Origin of the sequence: Prevotella sp. E13-17 (assembly GCF_022024035.1) — a bacterium.
In the GTDB taxonomy this organism is placed as follows: Bacteria; Bacteroidota; Bacteroidia; order Bacteroidales; family Bacteroidaceae; genus Prevotella.
The window spans coordinates 235,847-256,271 of the sequence record NZ_CP091787.1 but is presented as its reverse complement, the minus strand read 5'-3'; the positions used below and the strand labels follow the sequence as shown (position 1 = coordinate 256,271).

Sequence of the window (20,425 nt, the reverse complement as noted above, 5' to 3'; positions counted from 1 at the left end):
GGCTGTAGTGGTAAACACGGCCGACCTCACCGCTTTCCCCTCGGTCACGCTGATAGTCTATGATTCTTCAGAAGCCGTATATTGGCGGGGAGTTTGTCCTGTCAGTTTGATGAATGCCCGACGGAACGTAGAGATGGAGGCAAAGCCGCTCTCCTGGGCAACATATTCCAGTGTGAACTCAGGGTGCTCTTTCAACATGGGAATGCTGACACGCTCTATGCGCAACAGGTTGACATAGTCGTAGAACGTCATACCCACCACCTGACGGAGGTAGTTGCTCACATACGTGCGGTTGCTGTTCAGAGCCACCGCCATGTCGGCAAGTGTCAGATTCTTGTTCAGATAGAGGCGCTGCTCTTCCACTATCTTCTCCAGCCTCCCCTCTGCGATAGGCATCATATCCTTCTTTTCGAAAACAGTCTTTTCCTGTTCCAGATCTACCATGATAGGACGGAAATCCCAGCTATAGCGCAGCACCATCAGCCACAGCAGAATGATGGAGAAGTAATAGACGATATCGCCAGCTACTGTGGCTGTCAGCGAGGTAAACAACCATGCCAGCTGGCTGACAATGGCAAAGACAAAGACAGGCTTCAGCCATGCCACGTCGATGCGGTCAATATTGGAGTAGTTCTCACGCACATACTTGATGAGGCGGCGCACCTTCACCCATCCGATAATGACAATCGTCCAGGCATAGCACCAAAGAAACGCCGACTCGACATAGATCACTTCCTTGACGGGCCATATTATATATAATAAGGTGAAGACGACAAAGGGCAACGACAACAGACAGAGTCGCGCTGGAGTGGTCCATCGGGGCATCACTGCCTCGAAGACAAACGCGGTATAGGTCAGGGCAGACCAGGAATCGATGATAAATATCCAGTTGAGGACGTCTTCGGTGTACATCCCGGGGAAGGTGATGACAATATCCTTCAGACACCACACCGCCCAAATGGCCATGATGCAGCCCAGCACCAGCTGGAAGTGGGTTCGTTGCCGACGCCAGAACAAGATGTGCATGGCGAAGATGGCGAAGAAGGTTGTTGAGGCTCCTATCAGAAATGCCGATATATTCATATAACTATCCATCGTTCCATAGTCTTTTATGCGGCAAAAATACAAATAATTCTGATATTCTGGTGTGTTTTGTCGAAATATATTTTTGAATGTGACCTTTCAAAAGTGCCTTAATCGTGCAGACATTGGGCCAGTTTTGCTGTGCCATTGCGTTACTATTGTGATGCAAGAGTTAAGGTTTTGATGCTCATCCAGCCCCTGGACGAGACGAATCCAGCCCCTGGAAGTGGTCAACGTAGCCCTTGGAAGTGACTGATCCAGGGGCTGGAAATGGGCTTTCCAGGGGCTGGGACGGGAACTATAGCGTCAGTTCTATACCATGGAAGTGCCATTTCTATAGCCAAAAAGGACTACTTTTGCAAAACAATAGTGGCACTATGACTCGGCAACGGAATGATGGTTTCGGAGATATTCGGACGGTGAACAGCCTTTGTGCTTCTTGAAGTAGCGCGACAGATGAGCTTGCGACGAGAAGCCCAGGCGCTGGGCAATGTCCTTGAGGGGGCGATGGGTGGAGGTGAGCAGCGAGGTGATCTCGCTGATGATGCGCTCGTCGATGATGGCTTTGGGCGAACGGTTGGCGGTGCGGCGCGTCACCTGACCCAGATAGCGGGCGCTGACGTTGAGCTGTTCGGCATAGAATGCCACGTCGGCATAGCGGTTGAAGTAGCGCTCGACGGCAATGAGAAACTGATTGTAGAGTTCGTCGCTGCGGGTGTTGCCATCGGCATAGTCGGCAGGCAGCGCCTTGAGATAGGTCTGGGCGTGGAGCATGGCGTCGGCTTCTGATTCGCCCAGGCTGAGATAGTAGGCCAGGGCCGAGGCCAACTGGTTGGCATGTCCGTGGCGACGAGGGCCCGGGGGCAGGTCGGAGGGCGACAGGATGATGGTGCACAGAGGCATCAGCTGGCGCTCAATCACCTCGTAAACACGGGGCAGCACGAGCAGTTCGCCCTTGGCCGAATGCAGCACTGGGGCATAGATGACGTGCCGGGGCCGATATTTGCGCAGCACACTGGCCACCACCTCGACCACATCCGTGCGGCGCAGCAGACCGATTTTTACAATCTGTGGCTGCAGGTCGTTGACGATAGCCTCGACCTGCTGCTGAACGACAGCGGCGGGGAGGTCGTAGAACTCCTGAATACCCAGCGTGTTCTGCACCGTGATTGACGTGATGACGGATGCAGCCTTGCCCCCCAGCGCATGTATCAGCTGGATGTCGGCCTGCACGCCCGACCAGCCAGTGCCGTCGCTACCGGTAATGGTCAGTATGGTCTGTCTGTTACTCATATCATACTCCTGTTTGCTGATTAACTAAAAAGTGCCGCAAAGTTTCCTTTGCAGCACTCCATGCTTCTTGAGCTTTTGTACCCAGACCCGGGGTCGAACCGGGACGGGTTGCCCCACTGGTGTTTGAGACCAGCGCGTCTACCGATTCCGCCATCTGGGCTCTTAAAGCGGGTGCAAAGATACAACATTTTTTTTATTCCCGCAAAATATTTAGAAAAAAACTGCATTTCACTTGGTACTATCACGATTTTTTCTTATCTTTACACCCAATAAACATGGAACTTTCTAATCTGATGTATGAAAAAAAACAGTCATAACTATTGTGTCATCTTAGCTGGAGGCCGCGGCAAGCGCTTATGGCCAACGAGCAGGACTGAGCATCCTAAGCAGTTTATCGACTTCTTCGGCACCGGAAAGACACTTTTGCAAGCCACCTTCGACCGCATGGCGGCCCTGTTGCCCAAAGAGAATATCTTTGTGTGCACCTGTAGGGAATACGACAAGCTGGTGCACGAGCAGTTGTGCGACCTTGACGACGACCACATTCTCTACGAGCCCGTGAACCGCAACACGGCTCCAGCTGTGGCTTGGGCTGGCGTCATGATCCACAGATGCTGTCAGGATGCACGCATCGTGGTGATACCTGCCGACCAGATGATCTTCAACGAAGAGGCGTTCGGCAAGGACATCACCGACGGCTTGGATTTTGCTGCCGGCAAGGATTTCATACTGACCATGGGCATCAAGCCATCGCGCCCCGAGCCTGGCTACGGCTATATCCAAATGGGCGACCACACCCTGAAGGACAATATCTATAAGGTGCAGTCGTTCACCGAGAAGCCCGAGCGCGAGTTTGCCCAGATGTTTATGGACAGCGGCGAATTTCTGTGGAACACCGGTATCTACATAACCGACGTGAACCACCTGCGCAATTTCTTCATAGAGGTGATCAAGGACGTGCCTTACCGCATAGCCAACCTGTTGGACATGGGCTCAAAAGAGGAGTGCGATGCCTATGTGAGCCAGCACTATCCGGCTTATCCCAACATCTCGATGGACAAGGCTGCCCTCGAAATGTCGGAGGATGTCTATGTGATGCACTGCGGATTCGGATGGGCCGACATCGGCACGTGGCATGCTCTCTATGAATGTATGCAGAAAAACGACGATGACAACGTGGTGATTGATTCGGAAGTCATCCTCGAAGAGTGTAAAGACAATATTATCAAGTTGCCAAAAGGGCATATCGGTATCATCAACGGACTGGAAGGTTACATCGTGGCAGAACAGGACGACGTGCTACTGATATGCAAAAAGAGCGACTCATCGTCGCTCATTCGCAAGTATGTCAACGAGGTTGGCATACGTTATGGTGAAAAATACGTTTAGAAATTCTTTCTGATTTCTTCTGCAATATGCTGCATCTCTTCTTCCGAGAGATGCAGTTTTTCTTTGCGGAAATCTACATCGGCCTCAGTGTTCATGGGGATGAGGTGGATATGTGCATGAGGCACCTCAAGACCCAACACCACCTGTGCCACCTTCTTGCAGGGGAAAGCTTTCTTCAGGGCTACAGCCACGCGCTTGGCAAACACCTGATACTCGGCCAGCTCTTCATCGTCCATATCGAAGATGTAGTCCACCTCACGACGGGGAATGACCAGGGTGTGGCCCTTAGCCACCGGACTGATGTCGAGAAAAGCATAGAACTTGTCGCTCTCGGCACACTTGTAGCTGGGAATCTCGCCAGCAGCAATCTTACTGAAAATATCCATATTCCTTATTTATATATATAAGATAAAAAAAGAGAAATGAGGGATATGACGACTCTCAGCATTGATTCAACGCAAATAAAATCTAATCATATCTCTCAGTTCTCAACTCTCAGTTCTCAACTCACAGTTTATTCAATCGTGATCTTCTCAATACGCAGTTTGATGGTGCCACGCGGAATCTGCACCTCTACCTCGTCGCCCACCTTGTGGTTCAGCAGTCCCTGGGCAATAGGCGTGGTAATAGAGATTTTACCTTCCTTCAGGTTGGCTTCGCTCTCGCTGACGATCGTGTAGGTCATGCGAGCCTTGTTGGCGAGGTTGGTCATCTCTACCTTCGACAGAATCTGTACCGAGTCGGTGCTCAGACGAGAGGTATCAACAATCTTTGCCTCGGTGATGGCCTGCTTCAACTGGTTGATTTTCGACTCCAGATGTGCCTGAGCCTCCTTAGCGGCCTCGTACTCACTGTTCTCACTCAGGTCGCCTTTGTCGCGTGCTTCAGCGATGGCGGCCGATGCTTTAGGGCGCTCAATGCCCTCCAAACGTTTTAACTCGGCTATGAGCTTATCATAGCCCTCTTGTGACATGTATGACATATTTACAATTTTTGGTTCTTAAAATACGGAAAAAACATAAAACAAAGAATCCCGACTATCTCGTAAAGTCGGAATCCTCGTTATCGCTTTTTCTTCTTTTACCTTATTCTTATATCGCAGGCAAAGGTAGCCATTTTTCCTGAATCAACCAAATTTTTTTGTCACAAAGTGTTTTTAGCTTGAAGTGACGGTATGGAAAATTCTGTGTCAGCCAAGGAAAAAATTTGTTCAAAAGTGATGCCGCGGTACTCTTTCTTTCGGGAAAAAGGGCCCAAAATTAATTATTATTTGTAACTTTGAACCCCAGTATAATCAAAATAAGCCAATATTATGTTAATACAAAACCAGCATCAGCAAAAATTCAACAGTCTAAAAATCAAACTGTTACATTTTGTATAATAGAAAAACCACTTATACAATTCGGTTTCTTTGAACAAATTAGGATAAAAATGCCGAACTTTGCCGAAGAAAAAGTTAGTAATAGTTTTAGTTAGGTTTTTATTGTTAGAATGAAGAAAATTGTTTCTTTGTTGATGCTGTTGGTCGGCTGCGTGGTGCAGCTGACCGCAGCAGTAGATCATCCCGATCCTCAGGCAGACCCAGATGCCATCGTCACCTCGGGCCGTGCACGATTCACTGTGTTAACTCCAGAGATGATTCGCATTCAGTACAGCACCACCTCAAAATTTGAGGATCGTGCCACGTTTGCTGTCATCAATCGTCGCCTGACGGTACCTAAATATACCACTCGCGAGGAGGGTGACTACCTCTACATCGAGACAGACAAGCTCTGTCTCCGCTACAAGAAGGGCTCTACCATCAACCCCAACATGAAGTCGCCCAACAACCTCAGCATCAGCATGAAGGTGAACGATGTCAACGTGACTTGGTATCCAGGAAAAGAAGATGCTCTTAACTTAAAAGGTACGCGAAGGACACTGGACGGCGGCAGCGGCGACAACTACCGCAATGACTTGGAAGACGGTATCATCTCGCGCGGCGGATGGGCCATCATTGACGAGTCGCCCCGCACCACGCGTGGTGATGGTTCGACGACCTTTGCTTTCGACAAGCAGGTAGATGGCATCGATTGGGTGGCAAAACCCGTAGATGTCAATGCTTACGACTGGTATTTCATGGGCTACGGCCACAACTATAAAAAAGCCATTGGCGACTATATCAAGATTGCGGGCAGACAGCCTCTGCCTCCACTCTACGCCCTGGGCTACTGGTACAGCAAATATCAGCGCTACACACAGACAGACTTCGTCAATCTGGTCAACGAAATCCAAAAGAACAAGATACCCATCGACGTCATGATCATGGATATGGACTGGCATCTGGACGGATGGACTGGATGGACCTGGAATAAGAATATCATTCCTAACCCCACAGGACTCATCAGATGGATGCACGAGCAGGGATTGAAGGTGTCATTGAATCTGCACCCTGCCGATGGCGTGGCCAGCTACGAAGAGCACTTCTCGGAGATGAGAGACGACATGGGACTGAGTTCCAATGTGGATCGTATTCCTTGGGAGCTTGAAGACTCTACGTTCTATCGTGCCATGTTTGACCGTATCATACGCGACCGCGAAAAACAAGGTGTGGACTTCTGGTGGTTGGACTGGCAGCAGAACTTGACCAGCGACGCCACCCCAGGACTGAGCGAGACGTTCTGGTGTAACCACGTGTTCTTCAACGATATGCGTTTGAACCGCAAAGACCGTCGCCCCATGATATTCCATCGCTGGGGTGGTATGGGCAGCCATCGCTATCCCATCGGATTCTCGGGCGATACCTATGGCACCTACGGCTCACTGACTTTCCAGCCTTATTTCACCGCCACTGCCTCTAACGTATGCTTCGGCTACTGGGGCCACGACATTGGTGGTCATCTGCAGATAGGCGAAACCAACCCTGAACTGATGCTGCGCTGGCTGCAGTTTGGTGTGTTCAGCCCCATCTTCCGCACTCACGGTGCCAGTCAGGCTGGCAATGAGCGCCGCATCTGGAAGTACGACAACTTCCCCTTGTTGCTGGATTGCGTCAACCTGCGCTACGAGTTGATGCCCTATATCTACACGGCTGCCCGTCAGGCCTACGACACGGGCATCTCTATCTGTCGCCCGCTCTACTACGAGTGGCCCGAGGAAAACGAGTCTTATCGCCAAGAGGGCGAATACATGTTTGGCGACGACATTTTGGTATCGCCCGTCACCACTGCATCGGAAGATGCCGACAAGACTTTCCGCAGCACATGGCTTCCCAAGGGTAGGTGGTACGATGTCTGCCGCCATCGACTGATAGAAGGCGAACAGACCATCAGCGACTACTATGCCATGAACGAGATTCCTTATTTCATCAAGGCTGGTGCTGTCATTCCATGCAATCCTCACATGGACAACCTGAAATCGCAGGCTGACGAACTGGTGTTGAAGATCATCCCTGGCGCCGATGGCAGCACTGTTCTCTACGAAGACGAGGGCGACACCCAAGGGTATATGGAGGGAGCCTACACCAACACCACCATCACGCAGACCATGGGTACCGACCGTCGCATAGTAAGCATCAGACCGCGTGAAGGCGCCTTCAAAGGCATGGTCGAGATGCGCAGCTACACTGTCATGTTCATGGGCGAGACCAAGCCCGACTGTGTGAAGGTTGACGGTCAGACCGTTGACACGTGGACTTACGATGAAACGACGGGCATTGTCACTGTGGGTATTGAAAAGCGCAGCTGCAACACATCTGCAACAATCGAAATTCAACACTGGACCGAGAATATCCAAGACACGACCACACGCAACATGAAGAGCGAGAGATTCTTCGACATGCAAGGTCGCGAACTGGCACGTCCCGTCATCGGTCATCCTTATATCGTGCGTCGCACTTGGAGCGACGGCATCGTAACAACACAGAAAGCCATCCAATAAGTATTAAACCCTTATGAAGAAGATACAAACCATCCTATTCTTGATAGCACTGCTACTGCCTTCTGCAATGGCAGCACAAGATTTCACGGCCCTTTGGATTACAGGAAGTGCGGTGCCCGAGGGCACCCAACAACTGGTGAAACAGCCAAACGGCAACTTTGCCTTCAAAGGTGCGCTGAACGTCGGCGAGGTAAAAGTGATGACTACCGCCACCTATCAGGAGGGTGTCACCCAATTCTTAAAACCACAGTTGACTGATTCTTACCTCATCAACAACGGGCTCTATTATGTGACCACCAAGGATGCCAGCCAGCCCGGGTGGGTCGTTTCGTTCCAAGAAGACCTTTACCATTTTGTTGTCTTGCCCGGCAGCAAAAAACTGCAGGGAGAACTGTTCTTCCCATGGAACGAACTGCTGATAGCTGGCAGTGCCATCCCAAACGGCGCCGACAACACAGAATGGAAACGAGACAACATGCTGCCTTTCGTGCGCGACCATGAGAATCCCTACATCTTCACATGGGAGGGCGAACTGGGCATCTATAACAATGTGGTGGAACCTGGCTACTTCAAACTTGAGGGGCAGATGACCTGGGGACCACGCGAGCTTCACCCCTACCAGCATGGTGAAGACATCCTCAATTCTCAACAAGTATGTATCGGTGGCAACGACAACAAGTGGAAGGTGTCAAAGAACGGCAGATACCGTATCACCGTGAATCTCTACGACGAGACCGTCCATGCAGAAATGGTGCCTGCAAGCAGTTACCAGATACGGAAAACACTGGGCATCAGCACAATGGACAATGAGACAGAATCACCAGCCACGGTCTATGACCTGAACGGCATGAAACGAACATCGCTCAGTCCTGGACTAAACATCATACGAAGAACTGACGGACGGATTATTAAAGTAGCGAAAAGAAGATATAATAAATAGTAATTTGTAATAATGAGTAAACTGATAGCAACCTTGCTTATCACCCTTTTATGGGCTGCCGATATGGCAGCCCAATCGGGTATCTATGTGGGCGGTCATATCAGACGTGAGCGTCCTAACACCGTAACTAAACTGAAAAACTCTGGTTTCACCTATGCCATTCTATTCAATGTCAACGTGGAAACCGATGGTACACTAACCACCGATGGCGAGACCATCTGTAAGGATGGCGTCTATGTCTTTGCCAACAAGCAGCCTCACTACGTCGAGGATGTGGAGGCACTCAAGACTTGGCCTACAGGCATCCAGCGCTTGGAGATTTGCATTGGCGGTTGGGGCAACGAGTCGTATTATCGCATCAAGGATCTGATCAACGCTCAAGGCACTGGCTCAAACACCATTCTCTACAAGAACTTCAAGGCTCTGAAAGAGGCTCTTCCCTGGGTTGAGGCCGTCAACAACGATGATGAACACTGCTATGATGTCAGCACCGCAGTGAAGTTCCACAGCATGATGTACGAGTTGGGCTATAAGACGACCGTGGCTCCCTACATGAACAAGTCGTTCTGGCAGAACTTGGTATCACAGTTGAACAACAAGCATACTGGTGCATGCGACTGTGTGCTGATTCAGTGTTATGGCGGTGGCGCCTATAACAATCCCAACGACTGGCATTTTGGCAACATTCCCCTACATGCAGGTCGTGAGAACTACCAAGATGGCTCAAACCTTACAGCCTGCATAGAGAAGATGCAGTCTTGGCACGACAACAACAACGTGACGGGTGGGTTCCTCTGGGTCTATAACGATGAGACATGGGATCTGAACAAGTGGGCTTCGGCAATCAACCGTGTGTTCCCACCGAAACAAAACGAGGAACCTGTTGTTACGCTCTATAGCAGGAATAGCTATGGCGGCTATGCCGTCAGTCTGGCACCTGGCACCTACTGCGCCGGTGAGCTGTCTAACCACGGCATCGGCATGAAGGAGGTCATGTCTATGAAATTGGCCGAAGGCTATCGACTGACTGCCTATCAGGAGGCCGACCTGACCGGCACCAGCAACAGCTGGACTGGCGGTGATTACCCACGTTTGGCAGCCTGGACACTGCGTATCAGTTCGCTGAAAATCGAAAAGATAGACGACACCGAAGGTATCAAGACCGTGAGCCAAGCAAGCAAGGACGATACGGTCTTCAACCTGCAAGGACAACCCGTACAGCAGCCTCATCGCAAAGGTATCTACGTGAAAGGCCAACACAAATTCACAGTGAAATAAAACAACATAACCAAACTAAATAACCAAAACGTAATAATGATTAAGCACAAAATTACAACTGCTATGGCTCTGCTCATGGGCCTTTCTTTGCAAGCAGCAACAGTATCTGTCAACCAAGCACGTCAGCAGGCTCGTCAGTTCTTGAGCGAGCGCGGCATCAACCTTTCGGAAAAGACACCCGCCAAAGCTCCACGTCTGGGGCAAGGCACTGCCGACGAGGCTTCCTATTATATCTTCAATGCCGACGCTAACCGTGGCTTTGTTATTATCTCGGGCGACGACCGTACGCCATCGGTATTAGGCTATACGGACCAAGGACACTTCGATGCCGACAACATGCCTGAAGGACTGAGATGGCTGCTGAACAGCTACGAGACGCAAATCAACAACATTGGCAAGTCTAACATTAAAAAAGCGGCAGCCAAGACTACCGATGCCAAACCTATGCCACAGCCCGCGAAGCATAACATTGCTCCGCTGATGACCACCACATGGAACCAGGGAAGTCCCTACAACGACCTCTGTCCGCGTTATATCAAGGAGGATGGCACCGAGGGAGACCGCAGTGCCACAGGATGTGTGGCAACTGCCATCGCCCAGGTCATCAACTACTATCGCCAACCTGAGGCGTTGTTGCGCACTATCCCAAGCTATACGATAGACTACGACACGAACAACGGCAAACGCACCGTGACCATACAGGGTATCAGAAAAGGTGCTGCGATTGACTGGGACAATATGCTCGACAACTATAACGGCAGCGAGACTGAGGCTCAGAAGACCGCCATCGCCCAACTGATGCTCTACGTCGGTGTCGGCTGTAAAATGGGCTATGGTCCCTCGTCGGGCGCGGGCTTCCCCGAAGGTGTCAAGACGCTGATCAACAACTTCGGCTTTGATGACGGTGCACACATCGAAACACGCGGCAATCATAGCATCGACAGTTGGAACAACCTGCTCTACAACGAGCTTGCCACTGGTCATCCCATTGCTTTTGCAGCTTCCAACTCGGGTGGCGCGCACGCTTTTGTGCTTGATGGCTATGATATTCAAGGCCTTTATCACGTCAACTGGGGATGGGGCAGTCTTGATGATGGCTACTTCCGTATCGACGTGATGGCGCCCGACAACAACAGTGGTATTGGCGCCAGCGCCACTCCCGACGGTTACAACATGGGACAGGACGCTATCATCGGTCTGCGTTTGCCCGACAATATCACCGCTCCCAGAGAGCAACCCAAACTGACGGTCAACGACTGGGAACTGCGCTCTGGGAACAAGTTCTTTGCCAACTACGTCAACTGGTCGGGCGTCAGTGGTCAGTGGGACATGGGTATTGGCTACATCAACGAGGAAGGTAAAATCACACCTATCGCCAGCCAACTGAACAGAGACCTCGGCGTCAACTATTATTTCGGATTAGAATTCCAGATTGGCAATCTGCAACCAGGCAGCTATCACATTGTGCCCATCAGCAAGCGCAGTGCCAGCTCTGACTGGCAGACCCACGTAAACCCTGCCATCCGCTATATCCTGGCAGAGGTTGACGGAGAAAACAACATCACACTCAGCATGCACCCCGTTGAGGACGTCACCGTGACGGGCATCACGTTCCCCGGCAACCATAAGGTCAACGAGAACCAGCCCATCTGCGTGAACTTCAAGAACAATGCCGACGAGTACTATCGCGAAATTCATATCTTAGTCAGCCAGACCGAAGATAAAGGTGAAAGCATCGGACGCACGGCTGTCACCATGACCGAAGGCGGCGAAACCACCAGCTCGTTCATCTTCAAACCCGAGAAGACGGGCACCTGGAACATCTGGCTCTCAACCGACAACCGTGGCAACAACATCATTGCTCATGCCACTGTTGACATCACCGACGAGGGTATCACTCGCAACCGCAACCTGCGCTATGTTTCTCATACCATCAACAACATGACTGGCAGCAGCGTTTATGGCAACCGCATGCAGGGCACGGTAAAAGTACATAATGACGCCGACGAAGCTTATGACGACAACATCCGCCTCTGGCTGTTCAAACTGGAAAGCAACGGTTATTTCTATGGTGCCAACAGTATCATGGTGCCTGCCCACATCGAACCAGGTGAGACCGCCGAACTGAATTTCGACTTCAACAACCTCGCTACCGGAGCTAAATACAACATGAGCATCATCTATGGCGACAGCCAGGGTGGCGACATCAACGGTGGTGGTCTGAAAGACATGGGTACCACCCAAAAAGGTGTCATCTACTGGACTGCCAACAACGAGCTGAAGGGTACTGCCGGAAAATCGACCTACACCATTCCTGCCGAAGCCGTAGCTGTGGATATGACAACCATCAATAGCCTCATCAAAACGGTGCGTCCCAACAACAACCCCAACACGCTCTACTACCTGTCTAAAGAGACCAGAGGTCTGGAGAATGCCAATGCCATCATCAACGGCGAGGCAGCGCACATCACCCTGATTGACGGCAAGAACTTCATGGCGCCCAAGCGCTTCACAGCCAAGGAGATTGAATATAAACGCCCAGCCAACACGGCAAAGTGGGAGACCATCACCCTGCCCTTCGAGGTTTCTCAGCTTCCTTCGCACACCGTTGTTAAGGCATTCGACCGCGAAGAAGACGGCATAGCCCATTTCGAAGCTGTAGATAAGATGGAAGTCGGTGTACCTCACATCTTCTACACAACAAAACAGGACACAATTACGTTTTATAGTAAAGACGCCACCGTGCTGAACTCTGCATCTGCCATGAAGGCCATGACCGACAACTATCAGTTTGTTGGTACTACAAACGCTAGCAGCACAGGCGCAGACGCCATGGTCATCAACGAAGCTGGCACCGCCTTTGTTCATGCCGAGGCTGCCACACCGGTAGATGCTTTCCGCGCATGGCTTGTAGCACCTGCAGAGGCTGAGGATATTGTCATTAGCATGGAAGAGGTGCTGGGCATCACCACCATCGGCCGCCAACAGTCCTCTAACATCATTTACGACCTGCAGGGCCGCCGCTCTTCGGGCAAACAGAAAGGAATCTACATTCTTAACAATAAAAAATTTATCAAACACTAAAAAACTATGCGAAAATTATTCCTTAACCTGGCTATCCTCGCCATGATGCCACTGAGCATGATGGCACAGAAAGCCTTGACTCTCACATCACCCAATGGTGACATCCGTGTAAACATAGAGGTCGGCGACAGCCTGGCTTTCTCTGTAGAAAAGGGAGCCGAGCAACTGCTCAGCCCCAGCGCCATCTCCTTGCAGAACGGCAAGAAGCTATTGGGCATCAAACCACGTCTGCGCCAAGCCAAGCGTTCTACTATCAACGAACAAATCAAGAATCTGGTCCCCCTGAAAAACGCTGTAACACCCAATGTGGCCAACGTGCTGACCCTAAAGTTTGCCGACAACTACGATGTGGAGTTCCGCGCCTATGATAATGGTATGGCCTATCGCTTCATTCTGAAAGGCAAAGGCACCACCGACATCATCAACGAAGGCATGACCCTCAACCTGGCACAGGACATGACAGCCCACCTCTCACAGTGTGGCTCGTTCATGACATCTTATGAAGAAGAATACTCTCATCTTCAGACCAGCACCTATAAGGCTGACGACAAGATGACCCACCTGCCCATCCTGCTGGAATCACCCTCGGGCACCAAGCTACTCTTCTCAGAGAGCGACCTGCGCGACTATCCCAACATGTTCCTCAAGAGCACCGGCAACAATGGACTCACCGCTTTGTTCCCCCGTTCTCCTGAGAAATGGGAACCATGGGGCGACCGTAGCGAGAAGATTACACAAGAGGGCAACTACATCGCCCGCACCTCTGCAAACCGCAGTCTGCCCTGGCGCTTCCTGGTCATTGGCGACGATGCCACCATTGCTGCCAACGAGATGGAGCGCATCCTGGGTGGCAAGAGCCAGCTGAACGACGTCTCTTGGATTCGTCCGGGAAAGGTAAGCTGGGACTGGTGGAACCACTGGACCGTGTGGGATGTTGACTTCGTCACTGGCATCAACAACCAGACGTATAAGTACTTCATCGACTTCTCTGCCAAGTACGGCATTGAGTACATCCTCCTGGACGAAGGATGGAACAAAGACGTGCGCAACCCCTTCGTCACCATCGATGACATCGATGTGAAAGAGCTGGTGGACTATGGCCGTGAGAAAGGTGTAGGCGTGTTCCTCTGGCTGTCTTGGCTCACCGTAGAGCAGAACATGGACCTCATCCCCTACTATGCAAAGATGGGCGTCAAGGGGTTGAAGGTTGACTTCATGGACCATAGCGACCAGTGGATGGTGAACTTCTACGAGCGCGTGGCCAAGGCCTGCGCCGACAATAAGTTGATGGTTGACTTCCACGGATCGTTCAAGCCATCAGGTCTTGAGATGCGCTATCCCAACATCATCTCTTACGAAGGCGTTCGCGGAATGGAGAACAACCAGTGGTGCCGCACCGAGAACACCATCTGGCAACCCTTCATGCGCAATGCTGTTGGCGGCATGGACTTCACCCCCGGCTCTATGCAGTCGGCACAGCCCGAAGACAACCACAGCAGTGGCTCACTGCCTCAGGGCACCGGCACCCGCGCCTATCAGATGGCGATGTATGTAGTCTTCGAGAGTGCCTTCCAGATGCTGGCAGACAGTCCCACCCGCTATCTGCGCGAAGACGAGTGCACCCGCTTCATTGCATCTGTTCCCACCACTTGGGACGAGACCCGCGTGCTGGCAGCAAAGGCAGGCAGCTACTATGCCGTGGCCAAGCGCAAGGGCAACAAATGGTATCTGGGTGCCATCACCGCCAACGATGCACAAGAGCTCACGCTGAACCTCGATTTCCTGAAGACCGGCGGTCAGCTCACCTCTTTCGAGGATGGCAAGAATGCCTATCGCATTGCTGTTGACTACAAGAAGCGCCAACAGCCCGTGTCGCCTGCTACCACCATGACCATCAAGCTGGTGCGCAACGGTGGCTGGTGTGGTGTCATCGAGTAAGGCATCCTTTCCAATACCTATAAACTAAAACATCCATTAACCATGAACAAGAAAATACTGATTATCGCTTTATCACTTCTTTCCCTGGGCGCCACCGCTCAGGAAAAGAAGATGAAAGCATATATGGTCTCTGACGCTCACCTCGACACCCAGTGGAACTGGGATGTTCAGGCCACCATCCGCGACCACATCCGCAAGACTCTGACTCAGAACCTGTACCTTCTGAAGACTTATCCTGACTACATTTTCAACTTCGAAGGTGCTGTGAAGTATGCCTGGATGAAGGAGTACTACCCCAGCCTTTATGAAGAGATGAAGAAATATGTGGCCGACGGTCGCTGGCACATCACAGGCAGCAGTTGGGATGCCAACGAAGCCGTGGTTTGTTCGCCCGAGTCGTTCATGCGCAACATCATGCTGGGTCAGAACTTCTACCGTAAGGAGTTCAACACCGAGGGTACCGACATCTTCCTGCCCGACTGCTTCGGCTTCAGCTACACACTGCCCACCCTGGCCAGCCACTGCGGCCTGATTGGTTTCTCGTCGCAGAAGTTGGCTTGGCGCGTAAAACCCTTCTATGAGGGCAACCGCCGCTACCCGTTCACTGTAGGACTGTGGCAGGGCATCGACGGCAGTCGCATCATGATGACCCACGGCTTTGGCTATGGTCAGCGCTATAAGGACGAAGACCTGTCGAAGAACGAGCAGCTGCAGCGCGAGGTCAAGGAGAGTCCGCTGAACACCGTCTATCGCTACTATGGCACCGGCGACACCGGTGGCTCGCCCAACATCCCCTCGGTCCGCGCCTTGGAGAAAGGTCTTAAAGGCGATGGTCCCATCGAGATCATCAGCGCCACCAGCGACCAACTGTACAAGGACTACCTGCCCTACGAAGACCATCCCGAATTGCCCGTGTTCGACGGCGAACTGCCCATGGACGTGCACGGCAATGGCTGCTACACCTCACAGGCAGCCATGAAACTCTATAACCGCCAGAACGAACACCTTGGCGATGCCGCTGAGCGTACGGCTGTTGTGGCCGACTGGCTGGGTGTCAACCAATACCCCGCCAAGCAACTGACCGACACCTGGCAGCGTTTCATCTGGCACCAGTTCCACGACGACCTGACTGGCACCAGCATACCTCGTGCCTACGAGTTTTCATGGAACGACGAGTTGCTGAGTCTGAAAGGTTTCTCCGATGTAATGACGCACAGTATCAACGGTATTGCCTCCAGACTGGACACCAAAGTGGCTGGACAACCCATCGTGGTGTACAACAACGAGACCTTCCCCGTTGACGGCATCGCACAGGTAGTCATCAACGACGGTAAGAGCTACCAGGTCAGCGGTCCCGACGGCAAGCGCGTAGCCTCACAGATTATTGAGAAGAACGGACAGCGACTGCTGCTGTTCCACGCCACCGTACCATCTACCGGTTACGCCGTTTATAGCCTCAAGGCCGGTGGCAAGACAAGCACCGTCAGCCAGCAGGGCACCATCATCGAGAATGCAGCCTATCGTCTGCAGGTAGATAAGTATGGCGACATCACCTCACTGCTCGACAAGCGCGCCAACAAGGAGTTGGTGGCTGGCGGCAAGAGCCTCCGCCTGGTGGTCTTCGACGACTGTCTCTCTGAAGTATGGCCCGCATGGGAAATCCAGAAAGCCACCCTCGACCGCGAGCCCGTGGCCGTTCACGACGGAGTCAGCATTGCCTTAGAGAAAGGTGCCATGCGTCAGACACTCATCATCCGCAAGAAGTATGGAACGTCTGACATCGTTCAGCGCATCCACCTTTATAATCATGGTCCCATCGACCGCATCGACTTCGAGAACGAGGTTGACTGGCGTTCCGAGAATGCGCTGCTGAAGGCTGAGTTCCCACTCAGCGTCAGCAACAAAGAAACCACCTACGACATCGGTCTGGGCAGCGTGAAGCGCCCCAACAACCAAGACCACCTCTTTGAAGTCTATGCACACGAATGGGCCGACCTCACCGACCGTTCCGACAACTATGGCGTCAGCCTGTTGACCGACTCTCGCTATGGTTGGGACAAGCCCTGCGACAATACCATGCGTCTGTCGCTGCTCTACTCTCCAAAGGTAAAAAAGAACTATGCCTATCAGGCTCGCCAGGACATGGGCTACCATGTCTTCACCTACAGTCTCATCGGTCACCAAGGCGCACTCGACATGGCAGCAGTCAACCAGCAGTCGAAAGCCCTGAACAGTCCGTTGAAGACCTTCCGCACCACCCGTCATCAAGGCACCCTCGGCCGCTCTTTCTCTTTTGTCAGCTCCGACAACGACCAAGTGATGGTTCGTGCCCTGAAACGTGCAGAGCGCAGCAACGAGTATGTGGTTCGTGTTTACGAGTTGAGCGGCAAGCAAAACCAGAAAGCCAACATCACCTTCGCTGCTGACGTCACCTTGGCTGTCGAGGCCGACGGTACCGAGCGCACCATTGGTGCAGCACAGTTCGATGGTCGTTCGCTGCAAGTAGAACTGAAGCCCTTCAGCGTGAAGACCTATAAGGTCACCCTGAAGCGCCCCGCACAGCGTCAGGCTGTAGATTGTCAGCAGCTGGCTCTCGACTTCGACCGCCACTGCTTCAGCAGCAATGCCTTCACCGGTTCATCCAATTTCGAAGGCGGCTACAGCTATGCTGCAGAACTGTTGCCTACAGAAGGTCTGACTGTCAACGACATCCCCTTCACCTTCGGCGATACAGACGCAGCCAACGGTCACACCTGTCATGGCGACACCCTGCTGTTGCCCACCGACAAGCACTACCGTCACCTCTACCTCTTGGCAGCTTCCGACAAGAACGACCGTCAGGCACAGTTCAAGGTGACAGGTCGCAAGCAGACGTTCAATCAGCAGCTCACCGTGCCCAACTACACCGGTTTCATCGGACAGTGGGGCCATGACGGTCAGACCGAAGCCTATCTGAAAGATGCTCAGGTAGCCTACATAGGCACCCACCGCCACTCTTCTGCCGGCGACGAGCCCTATGAGTTCACCTATATGTATCTGCTGAGAATTGAACTCCCTGCCGAGGCTACCCAGGTGATCCTGCCAGCCGACCAGCACATCGTCCTCTTTGCCGCCACACTGGCCAACGACGACAGCAGCACCACAGCTGCGGCACCCCTGTTCCAGACCTCTATGAAGAGTACCGAACAGAAAGGTGATGCCAGCAAGGACAGCCTCAAGGACAACCTGCTGAAAAAGGCCAAGGTAGTGGCTGTCTCTGGCGAGTGCAAGGACAACGAGCGTGCCGCCAACCTGACCGATGATAATGCAGAGACAAAATGGTGCGACGTGACCGATGCCCCCAACTATGTGGTGTACGACTTCGGTCAGCCCACCACCATCAGTCGGTGGTATCTGCTCAACGCTGGCGCAGAAGACCAGTCGTGCATCACGCGCACCTGTCTGCTGCAAGGTCGCAACAGTGCCACCGAGGAATGGCAGACACTCGACATGTTTGACAACAACCGCAACGACATCGTTGACCGTCGTTTCAGACCAGCCAGTGTTCGCTACGTACGTCTGTACGTTGTCAGTCCCGCACAACGTCCTAACGATGCTACACGTATCTATGAATTTGGACTCTATGAATAAGTTTTTCGCAGCCTTGTATGTCAGTTCGCTTTTTTTTAGTACCTTTGTTCCCAAATATAAATCATAAGGAGAAAGAGCATGACATACAAGGCTGACGAACACCGCTACGATGAAGGCGGCATGGCATTCAAGAGATGTGGTAACAGTGGTGTACTGCTGCCACAGGTATCATTAGGCTTCTGGCATAACTTCGGAAGTGTGGATCCCTACGAGCGCTCACGCGAGATTACCCGCTATGCCTTCGACCATGGCATCACCCATTTCGACCTGGCCAACAACTATGGTCCTGTCTATGGATCGGCCGAGGAGACCATGGGCCGACTGATGGACGACACCTTCCGCCCCTATCGCGACGAACTGTTCATCGCCTCTAAGGCCGGCTACGACATGTGGCCTGGACCTTACGGCAACTGGGGTTCCCGCAAATACCTCATGGCATCGCTCGACCAGAGTTTGAAGCGCATGCATCTGGACTATGTAGATCTGTTCTATAGTCATCGCTACGACCCCAACACCCCACTTGAAGAAACCCTCCAGGCACTTGTTGACATCGTTCGCAGCGGTAAAGCCCTTTATATTGGCATCTCCCGTTGGCCACTCGAAGCCACCCGTTTTGCCTACAACTACCTGAAGCAGCGCGATGTGCCCCTGCTCATCTATCAGGGTCGCCTGAACATGTTGGACCGCGAGCCACAAGAGTCAGGCATCATGGACTTCTGTGCAGAGCACGGTGTGGGCTTCATCTCGTTCTCGCCCCTGGCACAAGGTCTGCTCACCGACCGTTATCTCAACGGAATCCCTGCCGACTCACGCATGTCGAAAGGCAAGTTCCTCAAGGAGAGCGCCCTCACCCCCGAACTTCTGGACCGTCTGCGCAGCTATAATGCCGAGGCCCAGCAGCAAGGCATGACGCTGGCCGAATATGCCCTTCGTTGGATTCTGAAGCAGCGCGGTGTCACCTCCGTACTCGTTGGTGCCAGCAGTACCGCTCAACTTGAAAAGAATCTGCAATGTGTTAAGTAAATGACATGAAACAAGTTCTTTTGATCAACGACATTGCCGGTTATGGAAAGGTAGGCATGGCAGCCATGCTCCCCATCCTTAACTATATGGGTATTCCCGCTTTCAACCTTCCCACCGCTTTAGTATCAAACACCTTGAACTACGGCGACTTTGCACAACTCGACACCACAGAATATATGCGCCAGACGCTTCCCGTATGGAAGCGCCTGGGCTTTCATTTTGATGCCATCTGCACCGGCCTGATGTTCAGCGAGGAGCAAGCCCGCTTGGTGTCCGACTTCTGCAGAGAACAGGCCAAGACGGGGTGCACCGTGTTTGTTGATCCAGTGATGGGCGATGGCGGCAGTCTCTACCATGGCATTGGTCAGGAACAGGTAGAGCTGATGCGCGAGATGGTCAGCGTGGCACATGTCATCTTCCCCAACTACACCGAGGCATGCTATCTGGCAGACATACCGTTTCAGGAAGAAGGTCTCACTCGAAGCGAGGCCTGCCGGTTGCTTGACCGTCTGGTGGCCTTGGGAGCCCATTCTGCCCTCATCACCAGCTGTATCATTGACGACAAGAACCAAGTGGCGGGCTACGATGCCAGCACCGGCAAGTATTTCCTCCACGAATACAACGAGATTCCCGGTCTGTTTCATGGCACCGGCGACATCTTCTCGGCCGTTCTCATCGGCCACATGATGAAAGGCGAGTCGCTCTCGGCCAGCACCCGTCAAGCCATGGATGTGGTTCGCGAGATGATCTATCGCAACCGCGATGTCGAAGACCGCATGTGTGGCATCTACATAGAGCGATGTCTTGATTTGCTCTGAGTCCACCCAGCAAGAAGATAAAGTAAGTAAT

Annotated in this window: 13 protein-coding genes and 1 tRNA gene; 9 read left to right on the top strand and 5 right to left on the bottom strand. The window is 52.3% G+C overall.

The features are described 5' to 3' along the window. Positions 1 to 57 precede the first annotated feature (57 nt). The 3 genes from L6472_RS00785 to L6472_RS00775 form a co-directional block, all read right to left on the bottom strand. Positions 58 to 1,083: an AraC family transcriptional regulator gene (locus tag L6472_RS00785; protein ID WP_237806298.1), complete on the bottom strand. Its 1,026-nt coding sequence runs from the start codon at positions 1,081 to 1,083 to the stop codon at positions 58 to 60. A gap of 375 nt (positions 1,084 to 1,458) precedes the next feature. Continuing rightward, positions 1,459 to 2,376 (bottom strand): bifunctional hydroxymethylpyrimidine kinase/phosphomethylpyrimidine kinase, encoded by a 918-nt coding sequence (locus L6472_RS00780; protein ID WP_237806296.1) that lies wholly within the window; start codon positions 2,374 to 2,376, stop codon positions 1,459 to 1,461. Between the two features lie 78 nt (positions 2,377 to 2,454). Further along, positions 2,455 to 2,536: transfer RNA gene (locus L6472_RS00775), tRNA-Leu, on the bottom strand. Between the two features lie 137 nt (positions 2,537 to 2,673). On the opposite strand from L6472_RS00775, the gene L6472_RS00770 reads away from it, so the two are divergent. Then, the gene (locus L6472_RS00770; RefSeq protein WP_237806294.1) at positions 2,674 to 3,765 is read left to right on the top strand and encodes a mannose-1-phosphate guanylyltransferase; all 1,092 of its coding nucleotides are present in this window, start codon (positions 2,674 to 2,676) and stop codon (positions 3,763 to 3,765) included. Here the strand turns inward: L6472_RS00770 and L6472_RS00765 are convergent. After that, positions 3,762 to 4,151 (bottom strand): HIT family protein, encoded by a 390-nt coding sequence (locus tag L6472_RS00765; protein WP_237806292.1) that lies wholly within the window; start codon positions 4,149 to 4,151, stop codon positions 3,762 to 3,764. The genes L6472_RS00770 and L6472_RS00765 overlap by 4 nt on opposite strands. A 128-nt stretch (positions 4,152 to 4,279) precedes the next feature. Then, positions 4,280 to 4,747, bottom strand: a complete 468-nt coding sequence (greA, locus tag L6472_RS00760) for a transcription elongation factor GreA (protein WP_237806290.1) — start codon at positions 4,745 to 4,747, stop codon at positions 4,280 to 4,282. Between the two features lie 509 nt (positions 4,748 to 5,256). On the opposite strand from greA, the gene L6472_RS00755 reads away from it, so the two are divergent. The 8 genes from L6472_RS00755 (at position 5,257) to L6472_RS00720 (ending at position 20,394) form a co-directional block, all read left to right on the top strand. Continuing rightward, positions 5,257 to 7,683 carry a glycoside hydrolase family 31 protein gene (locus L6472_RS00755; protein WP_237806287.1) on the top strand — a complete coding sequence of 809 codons (2,427 nt, stop codon included), beginning with the start codon at positions 5,257 to 5,259 and terminating at the stop codon, positions 7,681 to 7,683. Positions 7,684 to 7,696: 13 nt separating this feature from the next. Further along, entirely contained in the window at positions 7,697 to 8,623 is a 927-nt protein-coding gene (locus tag L6472_RS00750; protein WP_237806285.1) for a SusF/SusE family outer membrane protein, read from the top strand. A gap of 12 nt (positions 8,624 to 8,635) precedes the next feature. Further along, the gene (locus L6472_RS00745; RefSeq protein WP_237806283.1) at positions 8,636 to 9,901 is read left to right on the top strand and encodes a hypothetical protein; all 1,266 of its coding nucleotides are present in this window, start codon (positions 8,636 to 8,638) and stop codon (positions 9,899 to 9,901) included. Between the two features lie 36 nt (positions 9,902 to 9,937). Then, entirely contained in the window at positions 9,938 to 12,985 is a 3,048-nt protein-coding gene (locus L6472_RS00740) for a C10 family peptidase (protein ID WP_237806281.1), read from the top strand. Between the two features lie 6 nt (positions 12,986 to 12,991). Continuing rightward, on the top strand, positions 12,992 to 14,923 hold the full coding sequence (locus L6472_RS00735; RefSeq protein WP_237806279.1) for a glycoside hydrolase family 97 protein: 1,932 nt from the start codon (positions 12,992 to 12,994) through the stop codon (positions 14,921 to 14,923). Positions 14,924 to 14,965: 42 nt separating this feature from the next. Then, entirely contained in the window at positions 14,966 to 18,553 is a 3,588-nt protein-coding gene (locus L6472_RS00730) for a glycoside hydrolase family 38 C-terminal domain-containing protein (protein WP_237806277.1), read from the top strand. 78 nt (positions 18,554 to 18,631) lie between these two features. Next, positions 18,632 to 19,576 carry an aldo/keto reductase gene (locus tag L6472_RS00725; protein ID WP_237806274.1) on the top strand — a complete coding sequence of 315 codons (945 nt, stop codon included), beginning with the start codon at positions 18,632 to 18,634 and terminating at the stop codon, positions 19,574 to 19,576. Between the two features lie 5 nt (positions 19,577 to 19,581). Beyond that, on the top strand, positions 19,582 to 20,394 hold the full coding sequence (locus L6472_RS00720) for a pyridoxamine kinase (protein ID WP_237806272.1): 813 nt from the start codon (positions 19,582 to 19,584) through the stop codon (positions 20,392 to 20,394). Positions 20,395 to 20,425 lie beyond the last annotated feature (31 nt).

Coding starts and splice junctions, on each gene's coding strand:
- L6472_RS00785 (WP_237806298.1), bottom strand. CDS start 1,083: ATGAATATATCGGCATTTCTGATAGGAGCCTCAACAACCTTCTTCGCC.
- L6472_RS00780 (WP_237806296.1), bottom strand. CDS start 2,376: ATGAGTAACAGACAGACCATACTGACCATTACCGGTAGCGACGGCACT.
- L6472_RS00770 (WP_237806294.1), top strand. CDS start 2,674: ATGAAAAAAAACAGTCATAACTATTGTGTCATCTTAGCTGGAGGCCGC.
- L6472_RS00765 (WP_237806292.1), bottom strand. CDS start 4,151: ATGGATATTTTCAGTAAGATTGCTGCTGGCGAGATTCCCAGCTACAAG.
- greA (WP_237806290.1), bottom strand. CDS start 4,747: ATGTCATACATGTCACAAGAGGGCTATGATAAGCTCATAGCCGAGTTA.
- L6472_RS00755 (WP_237806287.1), top strand. CDS start 5,257: ATGAAGAAAATTGTTTCTTTGTTGATGCTGTTGGTCGGCTGCGTGGTG.
- L6472_RS00750 (WP_237806285.1), top strand. CDS start 7,697: ATGAAGAAGATACAAACCATCCTATTCTTGATAGCACTGCTACTGCCT.
- L6472_RS00745 (WP_237806283.1), top strand. CDS start 8,636: ATGAGTAAACTGATAGCAACCTTGCTTATCACCCTTTTATGGGCTGCC.
- L6472_RS00740 (WP_237806281.1), top strand. CDS start 9,938: ATGATTAAGCACAAAATTACAACTGCTATGGCTCTGCTCATGGGCCTT.
- L6472_RS00735 (WP_237806279.1), top strand. CDS start 12,992: ATGCGAAAATTATTCCTTAACCTGGCTATCCTCGCCATGATGCCACTG.
- L6472_RS00730 (WP_237806277.1), top strand. CDS start 14,966: ATGAACAAGAAAATACTGATTATCGCTTTATCACTTCTTTCCCTGGGC.
- L6472_RS00725 (WP_237806274.1), top strand. CDS start 18,632: ATGACATACAAGGCTGACGAACACCGCTACGATGAAGGCGGCATGGCA.
- L6472_RS00720 (WP_237806272.1), top strand. CDS start 19,582: ATGAAACAAGTTCTTTTGATCAACGACATTGCCGGTTATGGAAAGGTA.